This window comes from Vibrio sp. Isolate30, from assembly GCF_022397975.1.
Classification (GTDB): Bacteria; Pseudomonadota; Gammaproteobacteria; order Enterobacterales; family Vibrionaceae; genus Vibrio; species Vibrio fortis.
The window spans coordinates 1,603,273-1,623,643 of sequence record NZ_JAKEUS010000001.1 but is presented as its reverse complement, the minus strand read 5'-3'; the positions used below and the strand labels follow the sequence as shown (position 1 = coordinate 1,623,643).

The 20,371-nt window shown below is 42.2% G+C and carries 17 protein-coding genes; 8 read left to right on the top strand and 9 right to left on the bottom strand.

Translation table 11 applies throughout. The features are described from left to right. Nucleotides 1–137 precede the first annotated feature (137 nt). From L1D60_RS07050 to L1D60_RS07040, 3 genes are read right to left on the bottom strand one after another with little or no spacing between them, the layout of a single operon-like run. Nucleotides 138–995: a hypothetical protein gene (locus tag L1D60_RS07050; RefSeq protein WP_239840377.1), complete on the bottom strand. Its 858-nt coding sequence runs from the start codon at nucleotides 993–995 to the stop codon at nucleotides 138–140. Then, nucleotides 995–1,849 carry an ABC transporter ATP-binding protein gene (locus L1D60_RS07045; protein ID WP_239840376.1) on the bottom strand — a complete coding sequence of 285 codons (855 nt, stop codon included), beginning with the start codon at nucleotides 1,847–1,849 and terminating at the stop codon, nucleotides 995–997. The genes L1D60_RS07050 and L1D60_RS07045 overlap by 1 nt, the downstream gene beginning before the upstream one ends. Then, complete coding sequence (locus L1D60_RS07040; protein ID WP_239840375.1) at nucleotides 1,846–2,217, bottom strand: GntR family transcriptional regulator; 372 nt, start codon at nucleotides 2,215–2,217, stop codon at nucleotides 1,846–1,848. The genes L1D60_RS07045 and L1D60_RS07040 overlap by 4 nt, the downstream gene beginning before the upstream one ends. 167 nt (nucleotides 2,218–2,384) lie before the next feature. Between L1D60_RS07040 and L1D60_RS07035 the strand changes: the two genes are divergently transcribed. Beyond that, nucleotides 2,385–4,895 (top strand): EAL domain-containing protein, encoded by a 2,511-nt coding sequence (locus tag L1D60_RS07035; protein WP_239840374.1) that lies wholly within the window; start codon nucleotides 2,385–2,387, stop codon nucleotides 4,893–4,895. 93 nt (nucleotides 4,896–4,988) lie between these two features. On the opposite strand, the gene L1D60_RS07030 is transcribed toward L1D60_RS07035, so the two are convergent. The 4 genes from L1D60_RS07030 to L1D60_RS07015 form a co-directional block, all read right to left on the bottom strand. Further along, on the bottom strand, nucleotides 4,989–6,731 hold the full coding sequence (locus L1D60_RS07030) for an EAL domain-containing protein (RefSeq protein WP_239840373.1): 1,743 nt from the start codon (nucleotides 6,729–6,731) through the stop codon (nucleotides 4,989–4,991). A gap of 730 nt (nucleotides 6,732–7,461) precedes the next feature. Beyond that, complete coding sequence (locus L1D60_RS07025) at nucleotides 7,462–7,944, bottom strand: type II secretion system protein (RefSeq protein WP_239840372.1); 483 nt, start codon at nucleotides 7,942–7,944, stop codon at nucleotides 7,462–7,464. A 245-nt stretch (nucleotides 7,945–8,189) separates the two neighbouring features. Then, nucleotides 8,190–10,136, bottom strand: coding sequence for an EAL domain-containing protein (locus L1D60_RS07020; protein ID WP_239840371.1), 1,947 nt, complete (start codon nucleotides 10,134–10,136; stop codon nucleotides 8,190–8,192). A 106-nt stretch (nucleotides 10,137–10,242) separates the two neighbouring features. Then, complete coding sequence (locus tag L1D60_RS07015; protein ID WP_315974665.1) at nucleotides 10,243–10,740, bottom strand: hypothetical protein; 498 nt, start codon at nucleotides 10,738–10,740, stop codon at nucleotides 10,243–10,245. 568 nt (nucleotides 10,741–11,308) lie between these two features. Here L1D60_RS07015 and L1D60_RS07010 point away from each other — a divergent pair. Both L1D60_RS07010 and L1D60_RS07005 read left to right on the top strand, forming a co-directional pair. Then, on the top strand, nucleotides 11,309–11,995 hold the full coding sequence (locus L1D60_RS07010) for a response regulator transcription factor (RefSeq protein ID WP_239840369.1): 687 nt from the start codon (nucleotides 11,309–11,311) through the stop codon (nucleotides 11,993–11,995). Nucleotides 11,996–11,999: 4 nt separating this feature from the next. Beyond that, a complete protein-coding gene (locus L1D60_RS07005) occupies nucleotides 12,000–13,352 on the top strand; it encodes a HAMP domain-containing sensor histidine kinase (RefSeq protein ID WP_239840481.1) in 1,353 nt (450 codons plus the stop codon). A 162-nt stretch (nucleotides 13,353–13,514) separates the two neighbouring features. Here the strand turns inward: L1D60_RS07005 and L1D60_RS07000 are convergent, their stop codons facing one another. Beyond that, complete coding sequence (locus L1D60_RS07000; RefSeq protein ID WP_239840368.1) at nucleotides 13,515–14,045, bottom strand: GNAT family protein; 531 nt, start codon at nucleotides 14,043–14,045, stop codon at nucleotides 13,515–13,517. A 225-nt stretch (nucleotides 14,046–14,270) separates the two neighbouring features. On the opposite strand from L1D60_RS07000, the gene L1D60_RS06995 reads away from it, so the two are divergent. The 5 genes from L1D60_RS06995 (at nucleotide 14,271) to L1D60_RS06975 (ending at nucleotide 18,897) form a co-directional block, all read left to right on the top strand. Continuing rightward, nucleotides 14,271–15,554, top strand: a complete 1,284-nt coding sequence (locus L1D60_RS06995) for an HD domain-containing phosphohydrolase (protein WP_239840367.1) — start codon at nucleotides 14,271–14,273, stop codon at nucleotides 15,552–15,554. Between the two features lie 116 nt (nucleotides 15,555–15,670). Next, nucleotides 15,671–15,997 (top strand): hypothetical protein, encoded by a 327-nt coding sequence (locus tag L1D60_RS06990; protein ID WP_239840366.1) that lies wholly within the window; start codon nucleotides 15,671–15,673, stop codon nucleotides 15,995–15,997. A gap of 548 nt (nucleotides 15,998–16,545) precedes the next feature. Beyond that, nucleotides 16,546–17,754, top strand: coding sequence for a NupC/NupG family nucleoside CNT transporter (locus L1D60_RS06985; protein ID WP_239840365.1), 1,209 nt, complete (start codon nucleotides 16,546–16,548; stop codon nucleotides 17,752–17,754). A gap of 256 nt (nucleotides 17,755–18,010) precedes the next feature. Beyond that, on the top strand, nucleotides 18,011–18,283 hold the full coding sequence (locus L1D60_RS06980; protein ID WP_239840364.1) for a hypothetical protein: 273 nt from the start codon (nucleotides 18,011–18,013) through the stop codon (nucleotides 18,281–18,283). Then, entirely contained in the window at nucleotides 18,283–18,897 is a 615-nt protein-coding gene (locus tag L1D60_RS06975; RefSeq protein ID WP_239840363.1) for a class I SAM-dependent methyltransferase, read from the top strand. The genes L1D60_RS06980 and L1D60_RS06975 overlap by 1 nt, the downstream gene beginning before the upstream one ends. A gap of 75 nt (nucleotides 18,898–18,972) precedes the next feature. On the opposite strand, the gene L1D60_RS06970 is transcribed toward L1D60_RS06975, so the two are convergent. Beyond that, nucleotides 18,973–20,118 carry a DUF3541 domain-containing protein gene (locus L1D60_RS06970; protein WP_239840362.1) on the bottom strand — a complete coding sequence of 382 codons (1,146 nt, stop codon included), beginning with the start codon at nucleotides 20,116–20,118 and terminating at the stop codon, nucleotides 18,973–18,975. Nucleotides 20,119–20,371 lie beyond the last annotated feature (253 nt).

The window sequence follows — 20,371 nt, the reverse complement described above, 5'->3', positions numbered from 1 at the left end:
CTTTCTTCTGTACTAACCTTCATCCCATACTGACTAACCTAAAGATCTTTACCTGTAATATCGTCTGTCGGACAGCGGAATAACAAAAGCCCCTGAATATCAGAGGCTGTAAGTGAGGTGGCTAACTTAGATATGATTTAACGCTGGAAGAGATTTCTCCACGTCACATCTTCGGTACGGTTTAATCTAATACTGGTAAAGTAGGCGAGTACCCCAATGGCGACATAGATTGCTAATGAGAGTACTGGAGCCTCCGTAATTGCATTAAACGGGTTAGGTCCAAACAACACAGAAACGGGTAGAGAGACAATGAGAGCCAAGAATTGGCTGATCCAATCGCTGCCGAATAGTGCCAGTGATAACCACTTTATAGCGTAACCTCCGACAAACATCACCAAGATTGGTGAATTAACGACTTGAGAAATTGCTAAAGCCATCATTACCAAAGGCAGTAAAACCAGAGATACCAGCAGCATTCTAAAGAAAAACGCTAACCAATTCGTCATCACATACAATAGCGATTGTTGCTCAACTAAAAGCGCCAGTTGTTTATCGCTGAATGCTTGCATCAGCCATAGTAGTGCATCAGCAAATAGAACTACTAAGGCAAAGAGCAATGGCGTAATGATCAAACCTACGCTGAGTTTTACCGCGTGAGTTAAATGGTTTGATACTGGCATACTGCGCCAAAACATCGCACTGCCTTCTTGGCGCTCTTTCCTGAGTGTTTTCGGGAAATAGAATGTCGTCAATAGCAGTGACAACGAACCAGCGATAGCGAAGAGCAACGCATTTAGGTCGCGAGCAAATGCTTGGTGGATGTCACTAATGTCGCCTTGAACTTGCATCTGAAAGAAGATGTCATGTTGAGACTGTGTATTGAACATTAAACCGACAAACAATACTAGGCAGCACAAAGCTACAAATAGGGGGAGTCGAGTAATCAGCTTATGTTCAATGAGCTCTTTCTCGATCATGTAAACGCTAGGATGCATTAAATAGCCTCCTTCTGTGTTGCAAGGAAAAGGTCTGATAGCCCAACGTTGAATGTTTTACCTAACTCTTCTGTTTGAGTTTTGTATTGGCTATCCAGAAGCCATTTCGTGCTACCGAGACTGGGCTGGGAGCTGAGCGGGTTCATTGCCGCGATGGTGGAGCTGTATTCGTTCGCCGCATCAAGAATGAAGTAGTCGTTTTCAATCTGCTCCATGCTTTTGTATAGAACCGGTTTGCCTTGTTTAATGATCAATACATCCGTAAGTAGATGCTCGATCTCAGAGACTTCGTGACTTGCGATAATCAAGGCACGATCACCATCGTGGAACCACTCTAATAGATGACGATAGAAAGTGTCTCGATAGATAAGATCAAGCCCGAGTGTAGGCTCATCAAGGATCAACACTTTAGTATCGGTAGCAATAATGATTGAAAGATGAAGCTGTACTTTCATCCCTTTGGAAAGCTGTTTGATCTTTGACGTGAGCTTAATATCAGTATTGCTTAACATAAGCTCAGCGCGTGAACGGTCGAAGCTAGGGTGAACACCGGCCGTGTATTTAAGCAGTTGTTTGACGCTCATCCATTCGGGAAGCACATTCACATCGGAGATGTAAGAGAGGTGCTGCATGAGCTCTGCATGCTGTTCGATAGGGTGGCAACCATTGATCTCAATCTCACCTTGGTAACGGTGTCCGCCGAGTAGTGATTTTATCAAAGTCGATTTTCCGGCACCGTTATGACCTAACAGCCCTAAGACTTGTCCGGATTTGAGTTCAAAACTGATACCTTCTATGCCCTGACTATTGGGATAGCGTTTGGTGACGTTCTTAGCGGAAAGCAATGTCTTCATGACTTTTCCTTTGTGTGTTGTTCTAACAAAGAGACGAGATCATCAATACTCATGTCTATATTTTTTAATGTGTTTGCAATATCAGGTATTTTGTTGGCAACAAAATCGCTATAAGCACGTTGTTTTAATTGCGCTTCTGCACCTATAGCTACAAACATTCCTTGTCCGCGTTTTTTCTCAACCAATCCATCGTCGACCAATAGCTGATAACTTTTCATGACGGTGAGATGATTGATTTTCAGGTCAGCCGCAATGGTTCTTACTGACGGCAATGCTTGTTGATCTTTCCAGACCCCTTGCATTATTTGCTCTACGATTTTGCCGGCGAGTTGCCGAAAGATAGGTTGGTCATCTTTCCAATCTGACATACGCTATTCTGCATGGTGATATACATATGTATAACACTAAACCTGTTGTCAAAATAATCAACTGTTTTTTATAAATGATGTTGAATTTTTATTTTTAGGGATGGATGTTCAGTAAAAATAATGAGAACATATGGTATCTCGTACTAATTATTTCTGTAAGTTTTTGAATGTTGCATATCAATGATAAAAAGTTGGTTTGGTTTACCAAGTATCTGCCAATCGTGATCATCATTTCTTCTGCGATCATACTTAACCTGATCATGATGACGGGTGTTGATCACAAAGTGCGAGCATTGGTTGATTTAGTACGGATAGATTATATCGCAGCACAAAAGCGACTTATCGAAGCTCAGGTATTGCAAGTTTCGCAACAAATAGAGCAAGCGCAGCATGTGGTAGAGGCCGAATCAAAAAAAGTGCTCAAAAAGCGTATTGATCGAGTCTATACCGTCGCTCAGAACATCTATTCATCGAATCAACACCTTTCTAATCCTGAGCTGAAAGCCATGATTCTCAATGAGATACGGCGCATGAGCTTTGCGAATAAGCAGAGCTATATCTACGTTTATGATATGCAAGGAACTACGTTGGTTCACCCTCTAGTGCCTGAGTTTGAAAGCGTCAATCAAATAAATGTCAGCAATAGTGAAGGGCATTTCGTGATTGCCGAACAAGTGGCGTTAATGCAAGAGACGACAAGCGCTTTCATGCGCTACAAGTTTAAGAGACCTGGATATGGTGACCAAGAATTTGACAAATTGACTCACATCCGCCGATTTGAGCCTTACGGGTGGTTTTTTGGTACTGGGGTGTACTTAGATGAGGTCAAAGAAACCAGCTATCAGCGTATCTTAAATATTCTGGCTAACGTTACCGTTGGCGAAAACGGCTATTTATTCGTTTTTGAAGAAAATGGAGACACTTTGCTTCGTCAGAATCAAATATTGACGGGCCAAGATCAAAACGCTTTTCTGGACGTTGGAGAGGACTTTAAAACTCAAGTATTGAACCAGTCTCAATCTGGTGGCTTTGTCGATTACATCACCGAAGATAGTGACGGTGTACTCGGACCAAAAACCAGCTTTGTTAAGCGAGTTGATGGCTGGGACTGGATCATTGGGACAGGTATCTATCTCAATAAAATTCAAACATCGATAGAGAAACGTAAGGAAGAGTTGCTGAGTGAATCAAGAAATGAGTTTGGCTTGGTTCTTGTTTTCAGTGTATTGGCTACGCTAGTTTGTATTTTCTTGAGTGCATTGGTTAGCCGCAAAATCTCACTGCGTTTTACGCAAATGGAACAACGAATTTCAGATGATTTCAATCGCTTGAAAAACAGTAGGCGCCGTTTGCAGCATATGGCAAGGCATGATGCTTTGACTTCATTACCAAATCGTTCTGAACTCGAACATCAAGTGAGTCGAGCAATCGCAAAGTCTAAACTTCAAGGTAAGTTAGTGGCCGTGGTGTTTGTCGATTTGGATGACTTCAAACGCATTAATGACCAATATGGGCATAGTTATGGTGACGAACTACTTAAGCAAATCAGTCAGCGTTTTGAACAGTGTCTGAGTGAGTCTGACATTGTATCTCGCTTTGGTGGCGATGAATTTGTTTTTTGCTTTCCTGAATTGGATGAGTTAGGGCAAGCTGAAGCCAAAGTGAAACAGATACAGAGTGTATTTAAGAAAGCCTTCAACTTGCATGGTGTTTCTATTAAGACTCAGTGCTCCGCGGGCGTTGCTATGTACCCATATGACGGCACTGAAGTTAATAACCTACTGACCAAAGCTGATATTGTGCTTTACAAGGCAAAAGACAGTAAAAAAGGTGAGTCGGTATTTTATGATGAGGTGATCAATAAACAGGTCATCTATGATTTCCGAGTGGAAGAGCAGCTTAAACTGGCGTTAGACCACAGAGAGATCAGCTTAGTGTATCAACCTCAAGTTGATTCTAAGACGCAAAAAGTGAAGGGCATCGAAGCTCTATGCCGCTGGAATAATAAGGAACTGGGTTTTGTATCACCCTTGGATTTCATTCCTGCTGCGGAGCGTCTTGGCGTGATTCAAGAACTGGGTGAGTATGTGCTTAAGCAGGCGTGCGAGGACACACTGAGGCTTATGCCAAATGGAGGTGAGGCGATTGGCGTTTCTGTTAACGTTTCCCCCAAACAGGTACTTGATAGTGGCTTTGCCGAGCGTGTTAAGCATGTAGTGGCTTCTACGGGGCTTTGCGCCAGTCGTGTGACTCTTGAAATCACAGAGAATATCTTGATTAAAGACCTGCATGTTGTTGAACCTGTACTTAAACAACTTAGAGAATTGGGTTTCGGAATCTCGTTGGATGATTTCGGGACAGGGTTTTCTTCTTTGAACTACCTTAACTCTTTACCGGTCAGTGAGATTAAAATAGACCGTTCCTTCATTGGCAAATTGAACACCAGTCAACACAGTGCAACACTAGTTCGAGCCATCATCGATATCGGCGCTGCTTGCCAGATGAAGGTCGTTGCTGAGGGGGTTGAAACCAACGAGCAGATGACCAAACTTCAACAGTACGAGTGCGATTTATTGCAAGGTTACTATTTTGACAAACCGTTATCGATGGAAGGCTTGATCGCATCGTATTTTCCCGACTCAAAGGAGCGTGTTCGCGGCGATAACGAACACGCGTAGCTTTGTTGTTTAACTGTAGCTTTGTTGTCCAACTATAGCGACGTTGTCTGAGTGTCGTTAAGTGTCTAACTGATGATGCTGTGAGCCTAGCAACTATTCAGTTGCACGCTGAGGGCGGCTATACAGGTAGCCTTGATGCAAGTTATAGCCGAGTTGACACAGAATGTATTGTTGCCTGCGTGTCTCGACGCCTTCGTAGATCATCGTCATATTGGAAAGGCGACCAATCTCTGAGATGTTGAGTAACACGCCTTGGTGATATTCACCAGACTCAATGTCTTTCACGAAACAGCGATCCAGCTTGAGATAAGTCGGCGAGATCGCGCTAATGATTTCGATATTATTATTCCCGGTACCAAAGTCGTCTAGTGCAATGGTGATGCCCAGCTTCTTTATCGCTTTGATGTTATCGATAACTTCACCACCGTAACCTATGTTCGAATACTCAGTGATTTCGGCAACAAACTCATTGGCTTCCATCGCGGCTAAGTGAGGTTTAAGTTTTTCAAAGTTAGCGCCTACTAACGTACTGGGGCATATGTTCACTCCGTACTTGTCATGGCTGTTATTGCTCTTAGCCACTCGCACGGCCTCAATCATTAAAATTGTATGGAAGGTCAATAGGTTTGAACGTCGCATTGCGTTGATGAAATCTAAAACGCCAACAGAACGTACCCTAGAGAGCAATTCGTAATAGAGGACACTGTTGTCTTCTGTATTAATGATTGGCTCTTCCTCGAATGAGATTCTCCTCCAACGCATCATGTACACCATCCCTCCCCAAAGGCATCGATGGTAGAGTAAAATCGTAAGCAGCAGAGTCAGCGCTAGCCAGATCGGAGCGATGTTGTGGCTGTAAAAGCTAATGGTCGCGCCGGTCGCCAGTGAGTGATCGTAAAGTGGTGGATGGTTTTCATTATTATGCAGGATGATGTTGCCATGTTTTTGAATGGATACCGAATCTACAAATAAAGGCATTAATGAGTTTTTGTATCGAGCTTCAATTGAGCGTTTTGGAATACGCACCGTAAGAAAGATGTCTTCACTTGGGAAAGAAAACCCTGAGTAGGTAAAATCTAAGCTGTCATAAAACTCACTGATGTTATCTGGATTAACAGCCTTAGAGCGCGTTGTCGAGATATAACAAGAACCTTCAGGTGTTGTCATTACGGCTGAATCTAGGTTGAGAGAGTGCCTTAACGCATAGACAGCATCATCGTTGTTGCAGCCGAAGCTTTTGAGTTCTTCGGTGACAATCTTAGTGTTTTCACTGAATTGGTCGGCAATCTTGGTCGTATAAAGGATTTGGAAAAAGTAGATAACGAACAAGATTAATGAAGAAGCCGAGAGCACAATGATGGCGCTTTTGAACCATTCCTTATAATAGGTGCGTGCCATTAATGCCAATACAGTCGTGTAATTTGGTTTGAATTGGTTAATGTCCAATCTTGAATTTTCTTGATTGGCTGTTGCTCTTTCTAAGTCAATGAAATAACCTACTTTATAAAGATTAGAAATGAATTCACTCTTAGACTCGATATTCGCATTTTTTAATAAACGTCGGTATTTCTTCCTAACCGATGCGATGGTGTTTTTAAGAGCGTAAAGGCTGAACTCTTCATTGAAGTGTGATTTAAATGAATCTTCAACATCTCTAGCGGATTTAGGATTTGATATCGATGAGTTATCAATTAAGTATTTAATTACAAAGCTCTCCTTACTATTCAGTGTTTCTTCAGAGATCTTGCCGTTGTTCTTTTTGATATATATTTTTTCTTCATTGTAAATTAATTGCAGTATTTCCTTTTCGCTATATATATTCAGAGAACAGTGCATAGCTTAACTCCTAAATGATAGTTGTTATAATTATTATGTTAATAATCAATTATTCCTGCTCATTTAGCCCGTCCTTCTCTGTCAATAGTGTCGAGTAAAAGTCACTATTTGTCTGAATACTTTGATATTAATCGCAGAATTTGGGCGGTAATGAGGGATTCTCGAGATGTTCATTCAAAAGTGGAATTTATAAATCAATCAAGAAGTTTTACAAGTTAGAAAGGGGATAAATCCATTTGTTTTGGTATTTATCCATTTGAGATTGACAAAATGTGGGTAGTTTTGTCCCAGTTAGTTTTACCTAAATTAGTCTTTGCTAATATTTTTGCTATTTATTGGTTTGGTGTATTATATAGGCTAATTGTGGGCAGCGAGGTTACTGGGCTGTACAATAAATAAATTAGTTGAAAACAACGTAACGCAATCATTCATTAAGTAGCCATAAATATCATAAGAGCCACATGCATTTTAACTAAAAGAAGATATGAGACAATATTATCAATTCGCCTATTGGGAGAGGTGATCGGTTATAAATTAACTACAATTTGATTATATTACAGGTAGAGGTTATCAGTATAAAACGATGTGTTTATATTAATAACCATGCTTTGTCTTAGGCTTACTTTTGAGCGGGACGTGAGCAATTTTTGGGTGTGAAGATGATAGGAGAATAAATTCATATGTACTGTCAGTCCGTATCACCATTAATTAATTGCTCACCAATCTGTTTTTAACATGCGCTATCTAAAACAACGACTTGAGGTTCTTCCTCTGGTTGATAGAGCACTTGGCAGTAATTACCTTGAGGTTCATAAGTGTGTTCGTACATATGGAAAGTAATGGCAGCTCGTCTTTCCTCCGTAGGTTTTCCCGGGAAGTTATCTTTATTTATCACTTTTAATTCGCTAGCGTCGATGTTCATTAATCTTCGTAGAGAGTCCATATAAGCGATAGGGTAACCGTGACAAACAAAATAGGATTCTATCTCCGTTTTGATTGTGTAGTTACACTCTTTTTCTACACCCGCGATAACCGACTTCGCGTAGATAACATCAATGCCGTTACGTAGGTTAGCAGCGATGTCGTGAATTTTATTAGCACGCGCATCCGCTTGAATCTGCATAAACTTCACCATAGCCGTTGTTGCGATGACGGAGATGATGACCAAACAGACAATAAGTTCTAGGACAGTGAAGCCGGATTTTTTGTACATAGTATCTCTGTTATAGGTTACAACTGGACTGGCTTTGGTGAACTAAAGCCCTTTAAACGCCGAGGTTAAACCAAGCGGCGTAGACAAAACAGGCGTCTATTCAACAGGCGAAGACCTTTATGTCACGGATTTTTCATAAAACTCAATAAAAACATAAGCTTAATGAAGGTGATTCTGGATTTGTACAATGTAAGCTTGTGTAAGCAGCTGGCTTTGTTAACTCATTGATATTATTAACTAAATAATCAGTGATAAGTCGGAGTTAAAAAATACTCTTCGACCTCATCTGGGTGAATTGGCTTGCCAAATAGGAAGCCCTGGAAGTATTGATAACCACAATTAATGAGAAACTGTTTTTGACTCTCTGTCTCGACACCTTCGGCCACGACTTTGAGTTCCAACTTTTCACAGATAGCGTGTGTCGCTTTTACTATCGCTTTACTGCCCTGATGCGAACCGTGTACGAAGCTCTTGTCTAGTTTTACTGTGCTGATAGGCAGATCATGCAACATGGATAACGAGGAGTAACCAGTGCCAAAATCATCAAGATGTAACTCAACCCCTAGCGCCGCTATGTCGTAAAGCACCTGTTCTACCTCCCCATGTTTGAATATCATCGAAGATTCAGTGATCTCTAGTGCTACTTTGTTTGCAGGTAGTTGATAGAACTTGAGCATTGCGGACAGCTGATCTGAAAACGCTGAATGGATCTGTTTGCCTGAGATGTTGATACTCAACGTCAGATCAGGACCGTATTTTTTGTGCCATTTAGCCAGTTGCTTAAGGGCCGCATTTAATACCCAGCGCCCAAGCGTTACGATTTGACCAGTCTCTTCAGCTAGGCTGATGAACTCTCGTGGAGCGATTTCACCAAGCTCATCATCTTTCCAACGGAGTAACGCCTCAAATCCTTTGATCTTATTGGTATCACTATGAATGATGGGTTGGTAATGCAACCTTAAATCGTCGTTCTCTATTGCTCCGGCAAGTCGATGTCGAATGTTGACCTTTCGATGCAGGGCTTTAGCAAGATCTGGGGTAAAGGTTTGATATCGATTCCTGCCATTGGCCTTCGCCATGTGCATGGCCATTCCAGCTTGTTTTAGTAGTGATTCTTGATCCATTGCGTTGTCAGGGAAGTGTGCAGTCCCGATACTGCATCCAACCGATAGTGAACCGATTCCAGCAATGTGAAAGCTCTTATTGAGTGCGTTGATGATACGAGAGCAAAGCAGAGGGATGTTTTGATTTCGACAGGTGTGAGCAATGACAATGAACTCATCCCCCCCGAACCGGCCGATCATACAGCTATCGTCAACCAACTCTTTGAGTCTTATTCCCACTTGTTTAAGGAGTTGATCTCCGACATTGTGCCCATAGGTGTCGTTAACCAGCTTAAAACCATCGAGGTCGAGAAACATAAGCTCGAAAGGGGAGCGGTATTCAATGCTAGTGCCTAAAAGATTAGTGATCCCTCTACGGTTATAAAGTTCGGTCAAACAATCATGTTCAGCATTGTATTTGGCTAAAAGGAGGCGTTCTTTCTGGCGGGTGATACAGGTTAAATTGAGCAATAACTGATTTTTGTCGAACAACCACTTACCCTGTACATCGAAATAATGGGTCTTATCGTCGATCTTACAACTGACTTCTTCCAAAATTTCTTGTCCACGCATGGCTGAAAAAAGCCATAGGTCAACCGTCTCGTCGTTGCCTAAGAAGTCGATCAACTGGCTGAATGGCTTTCCATAGCTTTGATAGAAAGCAGTATTAACACTTAATATGTCGCCAGCTTTATCGAACAGTAAAGATAGGTTAGACCCGTCTGAGCAAGCCAAGTCATGCTTTAAACTGTTTTCTTCAGCAACAACTTGTACCAGCATACCGGTTCGACCATCGGGAAGCGGTATACCTGAAAAATGACACAATGCCCGTTTTGCTATGTGTTTAGGCGTGAAGTTCCACCAGGTTTTAATGGTTTGATTGAGGTGGAACTGCCGCTGATACTCTTCGAGTGTCGCTTCAATAGCCTCTGACATCTCTTGTCCAAGGTTACGCAAAGTGAGCTCTTCTACTGAATCCGCTTCCCATAGTGGCAGCGCGCTACTATTTGCCCAAACGATCAATTTGTTGTCGATGTCGTAAACCCAAATAGGGCATTTTAGATGCTCGAATGATAAATAATTTTGCATGTTCAAGGCTCAACGGGTTCGGTGAAAAGGCATTAGCAAACGTGGGTTGTTGCTAAACAGTCTTTATATGCGATAGAGATATTGCAGAGTAATTCTTACTACACAATTAAAGGTTGAGTGAGCGAATCACTTTAGTGACATGGCCTTTATTGTCGACCTTGATGACATAACCTTTTTTGTCTTCAAAAATCTCACCATCAATGAGATGCCATTCACCCTGCTTTTCAACGATCTCTTTCGCGTAGTTTTGGTCAAACATCGAATCGTTTGGGTAGACGGTTTCGATCGCTTCAAATAGAAGTTGGGCTTGGTCTTGGTTGGTTACTTGAAAGCCACTCTTGATACACAGCTGTAACTCTGGAAGAGGTTGGGTGGTATAAGGTTCGGTCATCGACCCTAGCACGCCGTCATGGGAATAAAATTGATAACGGCCAAAGCTACTTTCACTGCCATCTGGTGATCTCAGTACAGGGGTTGCACTATAGAACTGACAGTCAAATACCATTTTCTGAATGATGCTGCTTTGTTTAACAACGTTTACGTTCATCCAAGACAACACCTGTTTTTCGATCAGTTGAGACGTCTCGTCTGTTTGTTCTGCCATTGCTGAACCGAGAGAGAGTGAGCCAGTAACAAGTAATGTAGCAAAGTGTTTTTTGTTCATAGGTAAAACTATTTATGATTTTGATGAATGATTAATTGGTGTGGATATTAGTCAATCAATGAGAATAAGAATACAGGCCTAATCGGATTGTGAGGTTGATTCCACTGTTGAAAATGCTGAGTAATCGTTTTCGTTACATTTGGTTTGTTCCGCTCTAGGTTTTCTAACTAATATTTGCATTTAAGTTAGTAATATATTTGGCGTATAGGCTCTTGGTAGAATGAATGAACTTTTGGCTTGTTGTAAATGATCGTTATGTAAGGGAGGGTAAGAAAATAAAGGAGATGTAAGGTGATCAAGTTATTATGTTGTCTGTTTTATAGATAATGTTTAAAGAATACCTATGATTGCGCAACAGAGTGCATCTATAGTTCAAAATCGTAAATATAGATGTACAGATATGAATAAATTGTTTTGCATACTGTAAAATGGTGAGTTCGGTTACAGTATTGATGATGTATTCTCAGTCTATATACTGCCCGCGCATTTATAAATACTGGTGATAGGAATGTCAAAAGCAAAAGTGCTCATAATCGAAGATGACCAAGAGATTGCGCGTTTAACTACACTTTATCTTGAAGCTGAGGGCTACGAGGTAGATGTTGTCGATCAAGGTAACTTGGCGGTACAAGCGATTCGAGAAGTCGAGCCAGACTTGGTGCTTTTAGACTTGATGCTACCGGGTCTTAGCGGTGCGCAAATTTGTAGACAGGCTCGCGAGTTTTACAATGGTATTATTCTCGTACTCACCGCATCAGCTGATGAAATGAGCGAGGTCAGCTTGTTTAAGTTTGGTGCCGATGACTATGTAACAAAACCGATTCGCGGCCATGCTTTATTGGCTCGAATTGAAGCTTTACTTCGACGCGCCTCATCCAGTTCTCCATTAGAAAGTCGTGAAGAGAAGAGCTGCGACATCGTTGTAAATACTGCGATTCAAAGTGCGACCCTATATGGACAAGATTTGCAGCTGACTTCTGCTGAGTTCGAGATCTTGAACTTATTGGTGAATAATCTTGGTGAGGTTGTCACACGAGATCAATGTTGTCAGTTGTTCCGTGGTATTGACTATGCGTTCAATGATCGTTCAATTGATATGCGAATTTCTGGTTTACGTCGTAAGCTGCGCAATCACGCGAAAGACAAACAACTGATTAGGACAGTGAGAAACAAGGGGTACATGCTTGTTTCGTAAAGGCATGGTGCGCAAGCTCAGAAGCATATCGATGTTTGCTCGCCTCTATATCGGCATTGTGACGGGAATGATCGCAACGATCTATCTGTTTCTCAGCTTAGGTGAAGGGCATATGCGCCGCACCGAGATCGAAACCTTCCTCAACGATGGTTCCTATTTTGTTGAACAGTATATTCATCAACATAATCATCCGACGTCACTATATAGAGAGCTAGACAAAACCGGCTATCAGCAGTTCTACATTTTCAATCTTCGCCTAATTGAAAACTGGGATGGCCAAGCGCCATGTTCTAGCTGTACTCATTTCACAACACTCAATGGTGTACCGATTTACCTGAGTGAGCGTAATCTTTACTCTGCAGTATTTCAGCTTCCTAATTCAAAGTTCAGCTTTGTTTTTAGTGAGGTTGGTGAGTTTTTTTCACCCAGCATCGAATGGTATGAAGACTCGGAGCGTCACTTTTTGATTGCGTTGCTCATCGCGGTCATTATCGCGATCGGTGCGAGTATCTATCTGCCAGTACGCCGTTTCCAAGAGCGGATAGAGTTGTTGGTGGAAAAACAGCAGCAATTTGGTCGAGGCAAACTCAGTACTCGCTCTGATATGGATGATATCCACCCTATCTCTGAGTTAGCGAACAGCTTTAATCTTATGGCCGATGAGATTGAGAGTAAGGTAAAACAAAGTCATATATTTGCTCAAGCGATCCCTCACGAAGTACGAACACCTCTGAGTCGTATTCAACTTGCAACAGATCTATTGCGCAGGGGAGCTCCGAGCGAACAACAAGTTCTGTTCGATGACATTGATGGATACATTGATGATATCGACCAGCTTACTTCCGAAATTATCATGCTCTCTAAGTTGAATGTTATCGATAGCGCGTACTTTGATTTGATCACGACAAGCTGTGATTTAGCTGACCATTGTTTGGATCGAATTCGTTATTCAAAGATTGAGAATATTGAGTTTGAATCACTGGTTATCAATAGTTTTGCGACTAAATGCGACTGCACGATGGCACGACTGGTGTTAGATAACATCCTAAAAAATGCAGGTAACTATACTCGTGATAAAGTTTGGGTAACGCTCGATGAGAACTCCGAAAGCTGGTTGATTCAGATTGAGGACAACGGCGATGGCATACCGGAAGATAAACGCGACGAAGTCTTACTACCTTTTGCTCGCCTCGATGAAAGTCGAACGGCGAAAACAGGAGGGTTTGGTTTGGGTCTTGCAATAGCTAATGCAGCTGCAAAAAAGATGAGATGGCAGATCAAAATAGAGAGCAGCGTTCATGGCGGAGCAAAGTTTATTATTGTTGTGCCTAAGCGTAAAGCAGACGGTCATGCTTAATTTAGAGCTAATATTCAAATAAATGTGCTTTCAAGTGCTTTATTACTCTATTTTTTACATTGAGGTGTAAGCGCTAATATTGAAAAGTCATCTTACGCTTAAATAATAGAATAAAGAGGGGAAGATATACTTCCCTTTATTTTTCTTGAAGAAATTGCTCGGTTATTTACGTTCTAAGCCGTAAATTGCATGGTCAACAATTCGACCATTTAAGTTTTCATTTCGAGTAATTATTCCCTCAAGTTCACATCCGAGTCGTTCACAAACAGCTCGGCTAGCGGCATTTTCTACAGCCGCTGAGATCTCAACCTTCTCCATGCCTAGCTCTTCGAATGCAATCTGAATGAGCTTACGAACCACCTGTGTGACAATGCCTTTCCCTTGTTGATTCTTGGATAACCAATAACCTATGGTCACTTTCTTTAGATCGTGATCGATGCTGTTAAAGCTACAGTTACCGACGATGTTATCCTGATACACAATCGCGCAGGTCATGCTTTTACCTTCGGCATAATCGTGGAGCGAACGCTGAACAAATATACGGAAGTCTTGCTCTGTCTTACAGTGTGGCGGCCAAGCAAGCCATTGGCTTAAATATTCAGTTTGTGTTGAAACCAGCTCAGCATAATGAGAGGCAAAGCTCTCTTGTACCAATGCAATTGAAATATCATCGCTAATTTTTATTTTAAACATCGTGTCCTCATTAACAGCTTTAAGGTCATTATACTTTGGTACTAGTTTGCTCTTTATAACGTTATCTGTCTAATTATTATGCAAATTGTGGCACGAAAAGTTCGTTATACGTTATTTATGTCACGAAACTCAATAAACCTTACTTAATTTGTGACTATAAGCTCAAGTAATCGATTAGTATTGGCCTCCAATAAATATAAAAACGATAAAAACTAGGCTTAATTAATGAATTTGTACTGCCAAAACGTGACGGTAGATTTGCGCAAGGCGCTGTTTGGTATTGCTAAAGCTCTGGACTGTGTAGGCTTTGAGAGCAAGCACCATGGACAAAGAGTTGGATATATCGCGTATCGCTGCGCACTGAGCGTAGGTTGGGAAGAAGAGCAAGCCCAACTCGCATTCTCACTTGGGCTTATCCACGACTGTGGCGTGTCTCAAATCGATGAGCAGCTCAGTCTTATCGCGGGCTTCATTCCTGATTCTACCCACCACCATTGTAAGAAGGGGTACCAGATACTTAAAGAGTGTCCGGTGCTCTCTATTTTTGCTAAACCGGTGTTGTATCACCATACCCCGTGGAATGAACTGAAAGATGTACCGATTAGCCAACTAGAGAAAGAGTTGGCCGCAGTTGTGATGCTCGCTGACCGAGTTGATTACCTATGTGGTGTGGCGTCTGCTGATCGCTTTGGTAATCTCACCCCTGCTGGCAAAACCTATATTATTGAACGCTTAACAGAGCAGGCTGATCTGTTGTTTGAAAGCAATCTTGTTCAGCATATGTGTGAGTTGGTGGATACCGACGATTTTTGGTTCTCTATGGACATCTCATACATTCAGATCATGAGTGATAGGTTTAAGCCAGTTCCTTTCTTTTCTCAACAAATGTCGCTAGATGAAACCGTCGCTTTTGCAGAGTTCATCGCGAACGTTGTGGATGCGAAAAGCTCTTTTACGTTTAAGCACTCTTTGAAAGTAGGGCAGCTCTCAGAATACCTAGGCAAGCAGCTAGGTTATTCCTATACGACGCAGAGAAAGCTCTATCTTGCTGGGTTAGTACATGATATTGGAAAGCTGCAAACACCAAGAGAGATTTTGCACAAACCGGGCGCACTGACCGATGAAGAGTATTGCTGTATAAAACGTCACGCTACTGACTCACGTTTTGCGCTGCATGAGCTGTTTAGTTCTCCGCAAATTTGCGAATGGGCTTCTAACCATCATGAGCGTCTTGATGGGTCAGGTTACCCAATGGGCAAAACAGCCGAGCAATTGGATAAGCCAAGCAGGATTGTTGCGGTCGTTGATGTGTTTCAAGCATTGACGCAGTCGCGACCTTATCGTGCTGGAATGAGCCTTGAGCAAGCACTATCGATATTGGATGAACATGTGAATAACCATAAACTCGATGCGGAAGTGTTCGCCTGTTTAAAGAAGCACGCTCAATACTGCTTTGAATTATCGACGGACAAATGCAGTGACGCCCAGGTTCCTGCAATTGAATATTAATCTAGTGTGATCATGTTTCTCCAGCACCTTACATACAAAAGTTTCTTCTTACAGCGGCTTACAGCCATTACTACTCTTTAGTGGTAATCTTTGCCATTCAGTTTAGGAGAGGTGTTGTGTTGAATAAAACATTGCTTGTGTTGTTGGCCATATTGATGGGGGCAGTCTGGGTTTCATTCTCAGACGAAATACGTCAATTAGTCGAGCGCCCAACGAATGCAGATTACACAAAACTCGAACAGCTTGTGGAAAACAAAACAACCCGACAAGAAGTGATTATGCTGTTGGGGGAGCCGAAACAAATGCTCAACAAGGAGTATTCGGTCTCTTATCTGTATGAATATAGTGATCAACTCATCGCACTAACGTTTCATGAGGATGTGTTGTTGTTCGAAGAGCGAGCTGAGAATGATGGTCGATATGACTTTCAGGTAGTTAAATAATGGGCCAAACTGGTTAAATGATGGAACATGAAAGTTGGAACAAATCGCGTAAAATCACAACAAGGGCGCTATAAAGTCACGCTTTGCTATCTAATAATAGTGATAGGGATTGTTTTGATTCGTTGGACCTACGTGCCGTAAATTACATTTTTGAGAAAAGCGACAGTGAAAATTGTCGCTTTTTTTAATGCAGTTTTTTAATAAATCTTACCGAATTCTGGCGAATTGATGCTTCTTTAACCGCGCGATCGTTTGCGTTTAAAAATGTGATGAAAGTCTCATTAAGTTGTTTATACTTCTCTTCCGGTTTTAAGCCGGTGCTTAGCCAATACAAGCCGTCACATGGATATGTGAATGACCCCACGGACCGGACCAGCTGCGTTCCACTGCTTGTATAAGGTGATCTTACATGAACAATTCGTTGTTACATTCGTTAACGTTGTTAACACCCTCTTCGCGTAGCGTATTGCCCGCGATTCTCTGTCCTTTTCCTTTGATGTCATTCGCTTGGCTCATGTTCACTCTTTAAGGATTTCTAGGACAATTTTATGAATATTTTATTTGGTTTTGTTGGTGTTTTTGCACTAATTGCTTGCGCGTACCTGCTATCTGAGAGCCGTTCGGCGATCAACTGGAAAACGGTAATTCGTGCCTTCTTGCTTCAAATTAGTTTTGCTGCTCTAGTGTTGTACTTCCCTTGGGGACAAATGGCGCTTACGAGCTTAAGTAGTGGTGTTTCTAGCCTACTTGGCTTTGCGGATGCGGGTATCTCATTCCTTTTTGGTGGTCTTGCTACCGAAGGGTTTATCTTCGCAGTGCGTGTACTTCCAATCATCATCTTCTTTAGCGCGCTTATTTCTGCACTGTATTATCTCGGTGTGATGCAGAAAGTGATTCAAGTTTTAGGTGGTGCCGTTCAAAAGTTGTTGGGTACCAGCAAGGCAGAGTCTCTGGTTGCAACCGGTAATATCTTCCTTTCTCAAGGCGAGTCGCCACTTCTTATTCGACCTTTCTTAAAATCAATGACTCGTTCAGAACTGTTTGCAGTGATGGCTGGTGGTATGGCATCGGTAGCGGGCAGTGTACTGGGTGGTTACGCTGGTCTAGGTGTTGAGCTTAAGTACCTTATCGCAGCGAGCTTTATGGCGGCACCGGGCAGCCTTCTAATGGCTAAGATCATTGTTCCAGAGTTAGACACGCCGAGTGATTACGACAATATTGAATTAGACAAAGCTGATCAAAGTAACGTAATTGATGCGCTAGCAAGTGGTGCGATGAATGGTATGAAAGTCGCAGTTGCGGTAGGTACCATGCTGATTGCCTTCGTAAGTGTTATCGCAATGGTGAACACTGGCCTTGAGAGCCTAGGTGAAACCTTTGGTTTTACTGGTATCACACTGCAAGCTGTATTTGGTTACTTGTTCTCTCCACTGGCTTGGGTGATTGGTATTCCAAGTGATGAAGTACTCATGGCTGGTTCGTACATTGGTCAGAAGATCATCATGAACGAGTTTGTTGCTTTCATCGACTTCGTAGAAAACAAAGCGCTACTGTCTGAACACAGCCAAGTGATCATCACATTTGCGTTGTGTGGTTTTGCGAACATCGGTTCTATTGCGATTCAGTTAGGTTCTATCGGTGTTATTGCGCCTGAGCGTCGTGCTGACGTTGCAAACCTTGGGCTTAAAGCAGTTGCTGCCGGGACATTGGCGAATCTGATGAGTGCGTGTTTAGCGGGTATCTTCATCTTGTTGTAATCCGCGGTTACTTCCCTTCTCTTACATAACCCCCTTGTGGCGATGATAAGAGTAGTGGAATAGAACAATGTAACTCTATTGACGGGCACTTAGGGCTTTGACCTAAGTGCCTATTTTTTTATTTCTTGGCTGCCTGTGTTAATCGATCAGTATCGCTCGTAAGGGGAATAGTGAGGTGACCCTATCTCGTATATACTTCTCACGTGCGTAAACCTTCAACGTATTGTTTTATCGCGTTATTTAATAAAGGCTTATTATGAAAACAAGAGTATGTGTCGGCTTATTGGTTGCAACTTCATTAGTATCGGCTCTGATTTTTTTATTGGCAGGTGATAGCCACTTTCCAGTGACGCAATGGCCTAAAGAAGCGTATTTAGGCTTGGTATTTAGCGTGGTTTGGGGGGGCGGTGTAATGGCGAGTGTTGCTTATGTCTTCTCTGCAATGGTTTTTGTTACGGTAGCAGTCGTTGGCTATGCGATTGGTTACAAAATTGGCAGTTATCTACCGACTTCTAGCGATACTCAGTAATGCATTGGTTCGATCGTTTTAGAATATATTGGTATCACAGAAAGCAGTCGAAGCGTTGGCCTGACGATGGGGCGCGTTCTCTCGGCTGGACAGACCGAGAATCTCAACATGCTCGCTTTTCGGTGATTGCTAATAGTGTTGAGTTTGACGGCCAGACGGTACTTGATCTCGGGTGCGGTTACGGGGATTTGTATCCATTTCTGACAGAACAATACTCGATCCCTTCTTATCTTGGAGTCGAGCAACATGCGACATTTTATCAGCAAGCCAAAGCGCGACACCAAAACCCTATGTGTGCTTTTACCCGTGGCGACATCAGTACCATGTCTTTGAATCCACATGATGTGGTTGTGGCGAGTGGTTCACTTAATTATGCCTCTAAAAACGAGCACTATCTGACATCGATGATCACTAGAATGTATGGGCTAGCCAATAAAACCTTGGTATTTAACCTATTAGACAAACATTACTATCCAGCTCGACAGTTACTTGTCAGCTATCATCCGCAAGGTGTTTACCGATTCTGTAAAACGCTTTGTGAAGATGTCACGTTGATAGATGGCTACTGCGATGGTGATTTTACGATTGTCATGAATAAGAGGAAGTCGCAATAAATAGCACAAACCCAAGCGAAACGATGCTTGGGTTTGATGTGTTGGCTTTAGTACTCGTGTTTTTTAAACGAATCTTTAATGTGGCTTGTTCTCTACTAAACCATACGGCAGGTTACTGAATACTTTTGGATGCTTTTTGAACGTTGGAGCCTCGTTCACTTGCTGCCAGTCGAGTAGCATAATCGCCAGTACATTTCGATGCTCGCCATATTCTAAATCGAAGTCGCCAGTGATGGATGGAATCATGCCTTGTTGTTTATCAATAGACGCTTGAATGGCCAGGCGTGTTTTCTCTACGACTGGGTCATCTTCTAAACCCGCTAACAAAAAGGTCAGACCGACTTCAGCGATCACGTCTTCTTTGGCTCGTAGCAGTATGGTGTCGATGTTTTCACGGAAATAATCGTAAATCCATTGGTGCTCTTTCTCGCTGACCTGATGTTGATAGTATTCTGAATCACCGAAAATAATGTGTGTCATCCCGTAGATTTTGTTCCCAAACTGTTGCGTAGAGAGTTGCTTGTCTTGGCTGTCAGGGTAAGCAGATTTGAACGTTTCAACGAACTCATTCACCACATCTTGTTCCCCTAATTGGCGTAGCCAATAGACTTGGTTTGCAAGCTGAGCAGCCCACGCTTTGACCATCTCTTCATTCGTCGCGTATTTTGAGAAGTCGTAGCGGCGAATGATCTCTCTTAGTTTGTCATCGTTCTGGTGTTCTAACCCATATTCATTCGCACGAGCCATTGAACCGAGCAAATCAACACCTAAAAACAGATACTCTGGCATGTGTTTGGTGATGTTGTAGCGGCGAACGCTGCGCTCGTCGTCTTCATCAACATACGAAGCGATACGCTTTTCAGAGTAGAGAACGATTTGTTCTTGGGTATACACATCATTAGACAGTCGACTCAATTTACTCGCAACACGTGCCATGTCACTCCAAACGGCTGCAGCATACTTTTCATCTTGGGTTTGGCGGAACATACGAACACCATAATGCCCCTCTTTAAAAGCAGGTAGCGTATAGAGTTGGCTTTCGTACGTGTTTCTAATGATATCTGCGGATGCTTTAAAGCTTTGCTGTTGGGTGTTCTGTAGTTGAGGACTTTGTGCTGTTTGAGGAGCAACTGTTTTGTTGGTGGTGCTTTGTTGCGCAAAACAGCCCGTAACGACAGAAGTGGATAGAAGAACGCCTAGTGTTATTGTTTTTAGCTTCATATCAAAAGTATCCAACTGAAGAATAAGAAAAGAAAAAGTAACATTGAACATACTGAAAAGTGTAAGTCTTTAGTCAGCATGTTGTTATTTTTATTGCTCATAATGAGAAATGAAAGGCTAGCAATTGGTTTTGTGAATGTCGTTGGTGATGAAAAGCTCAATATTGGCACTGGAACTTTACAAGTTATAGATTTTTCTTCTGCGAGCAGCTTACTATGGAAGCAACTTACGCAAAAAGTTGCGATATGAGTAA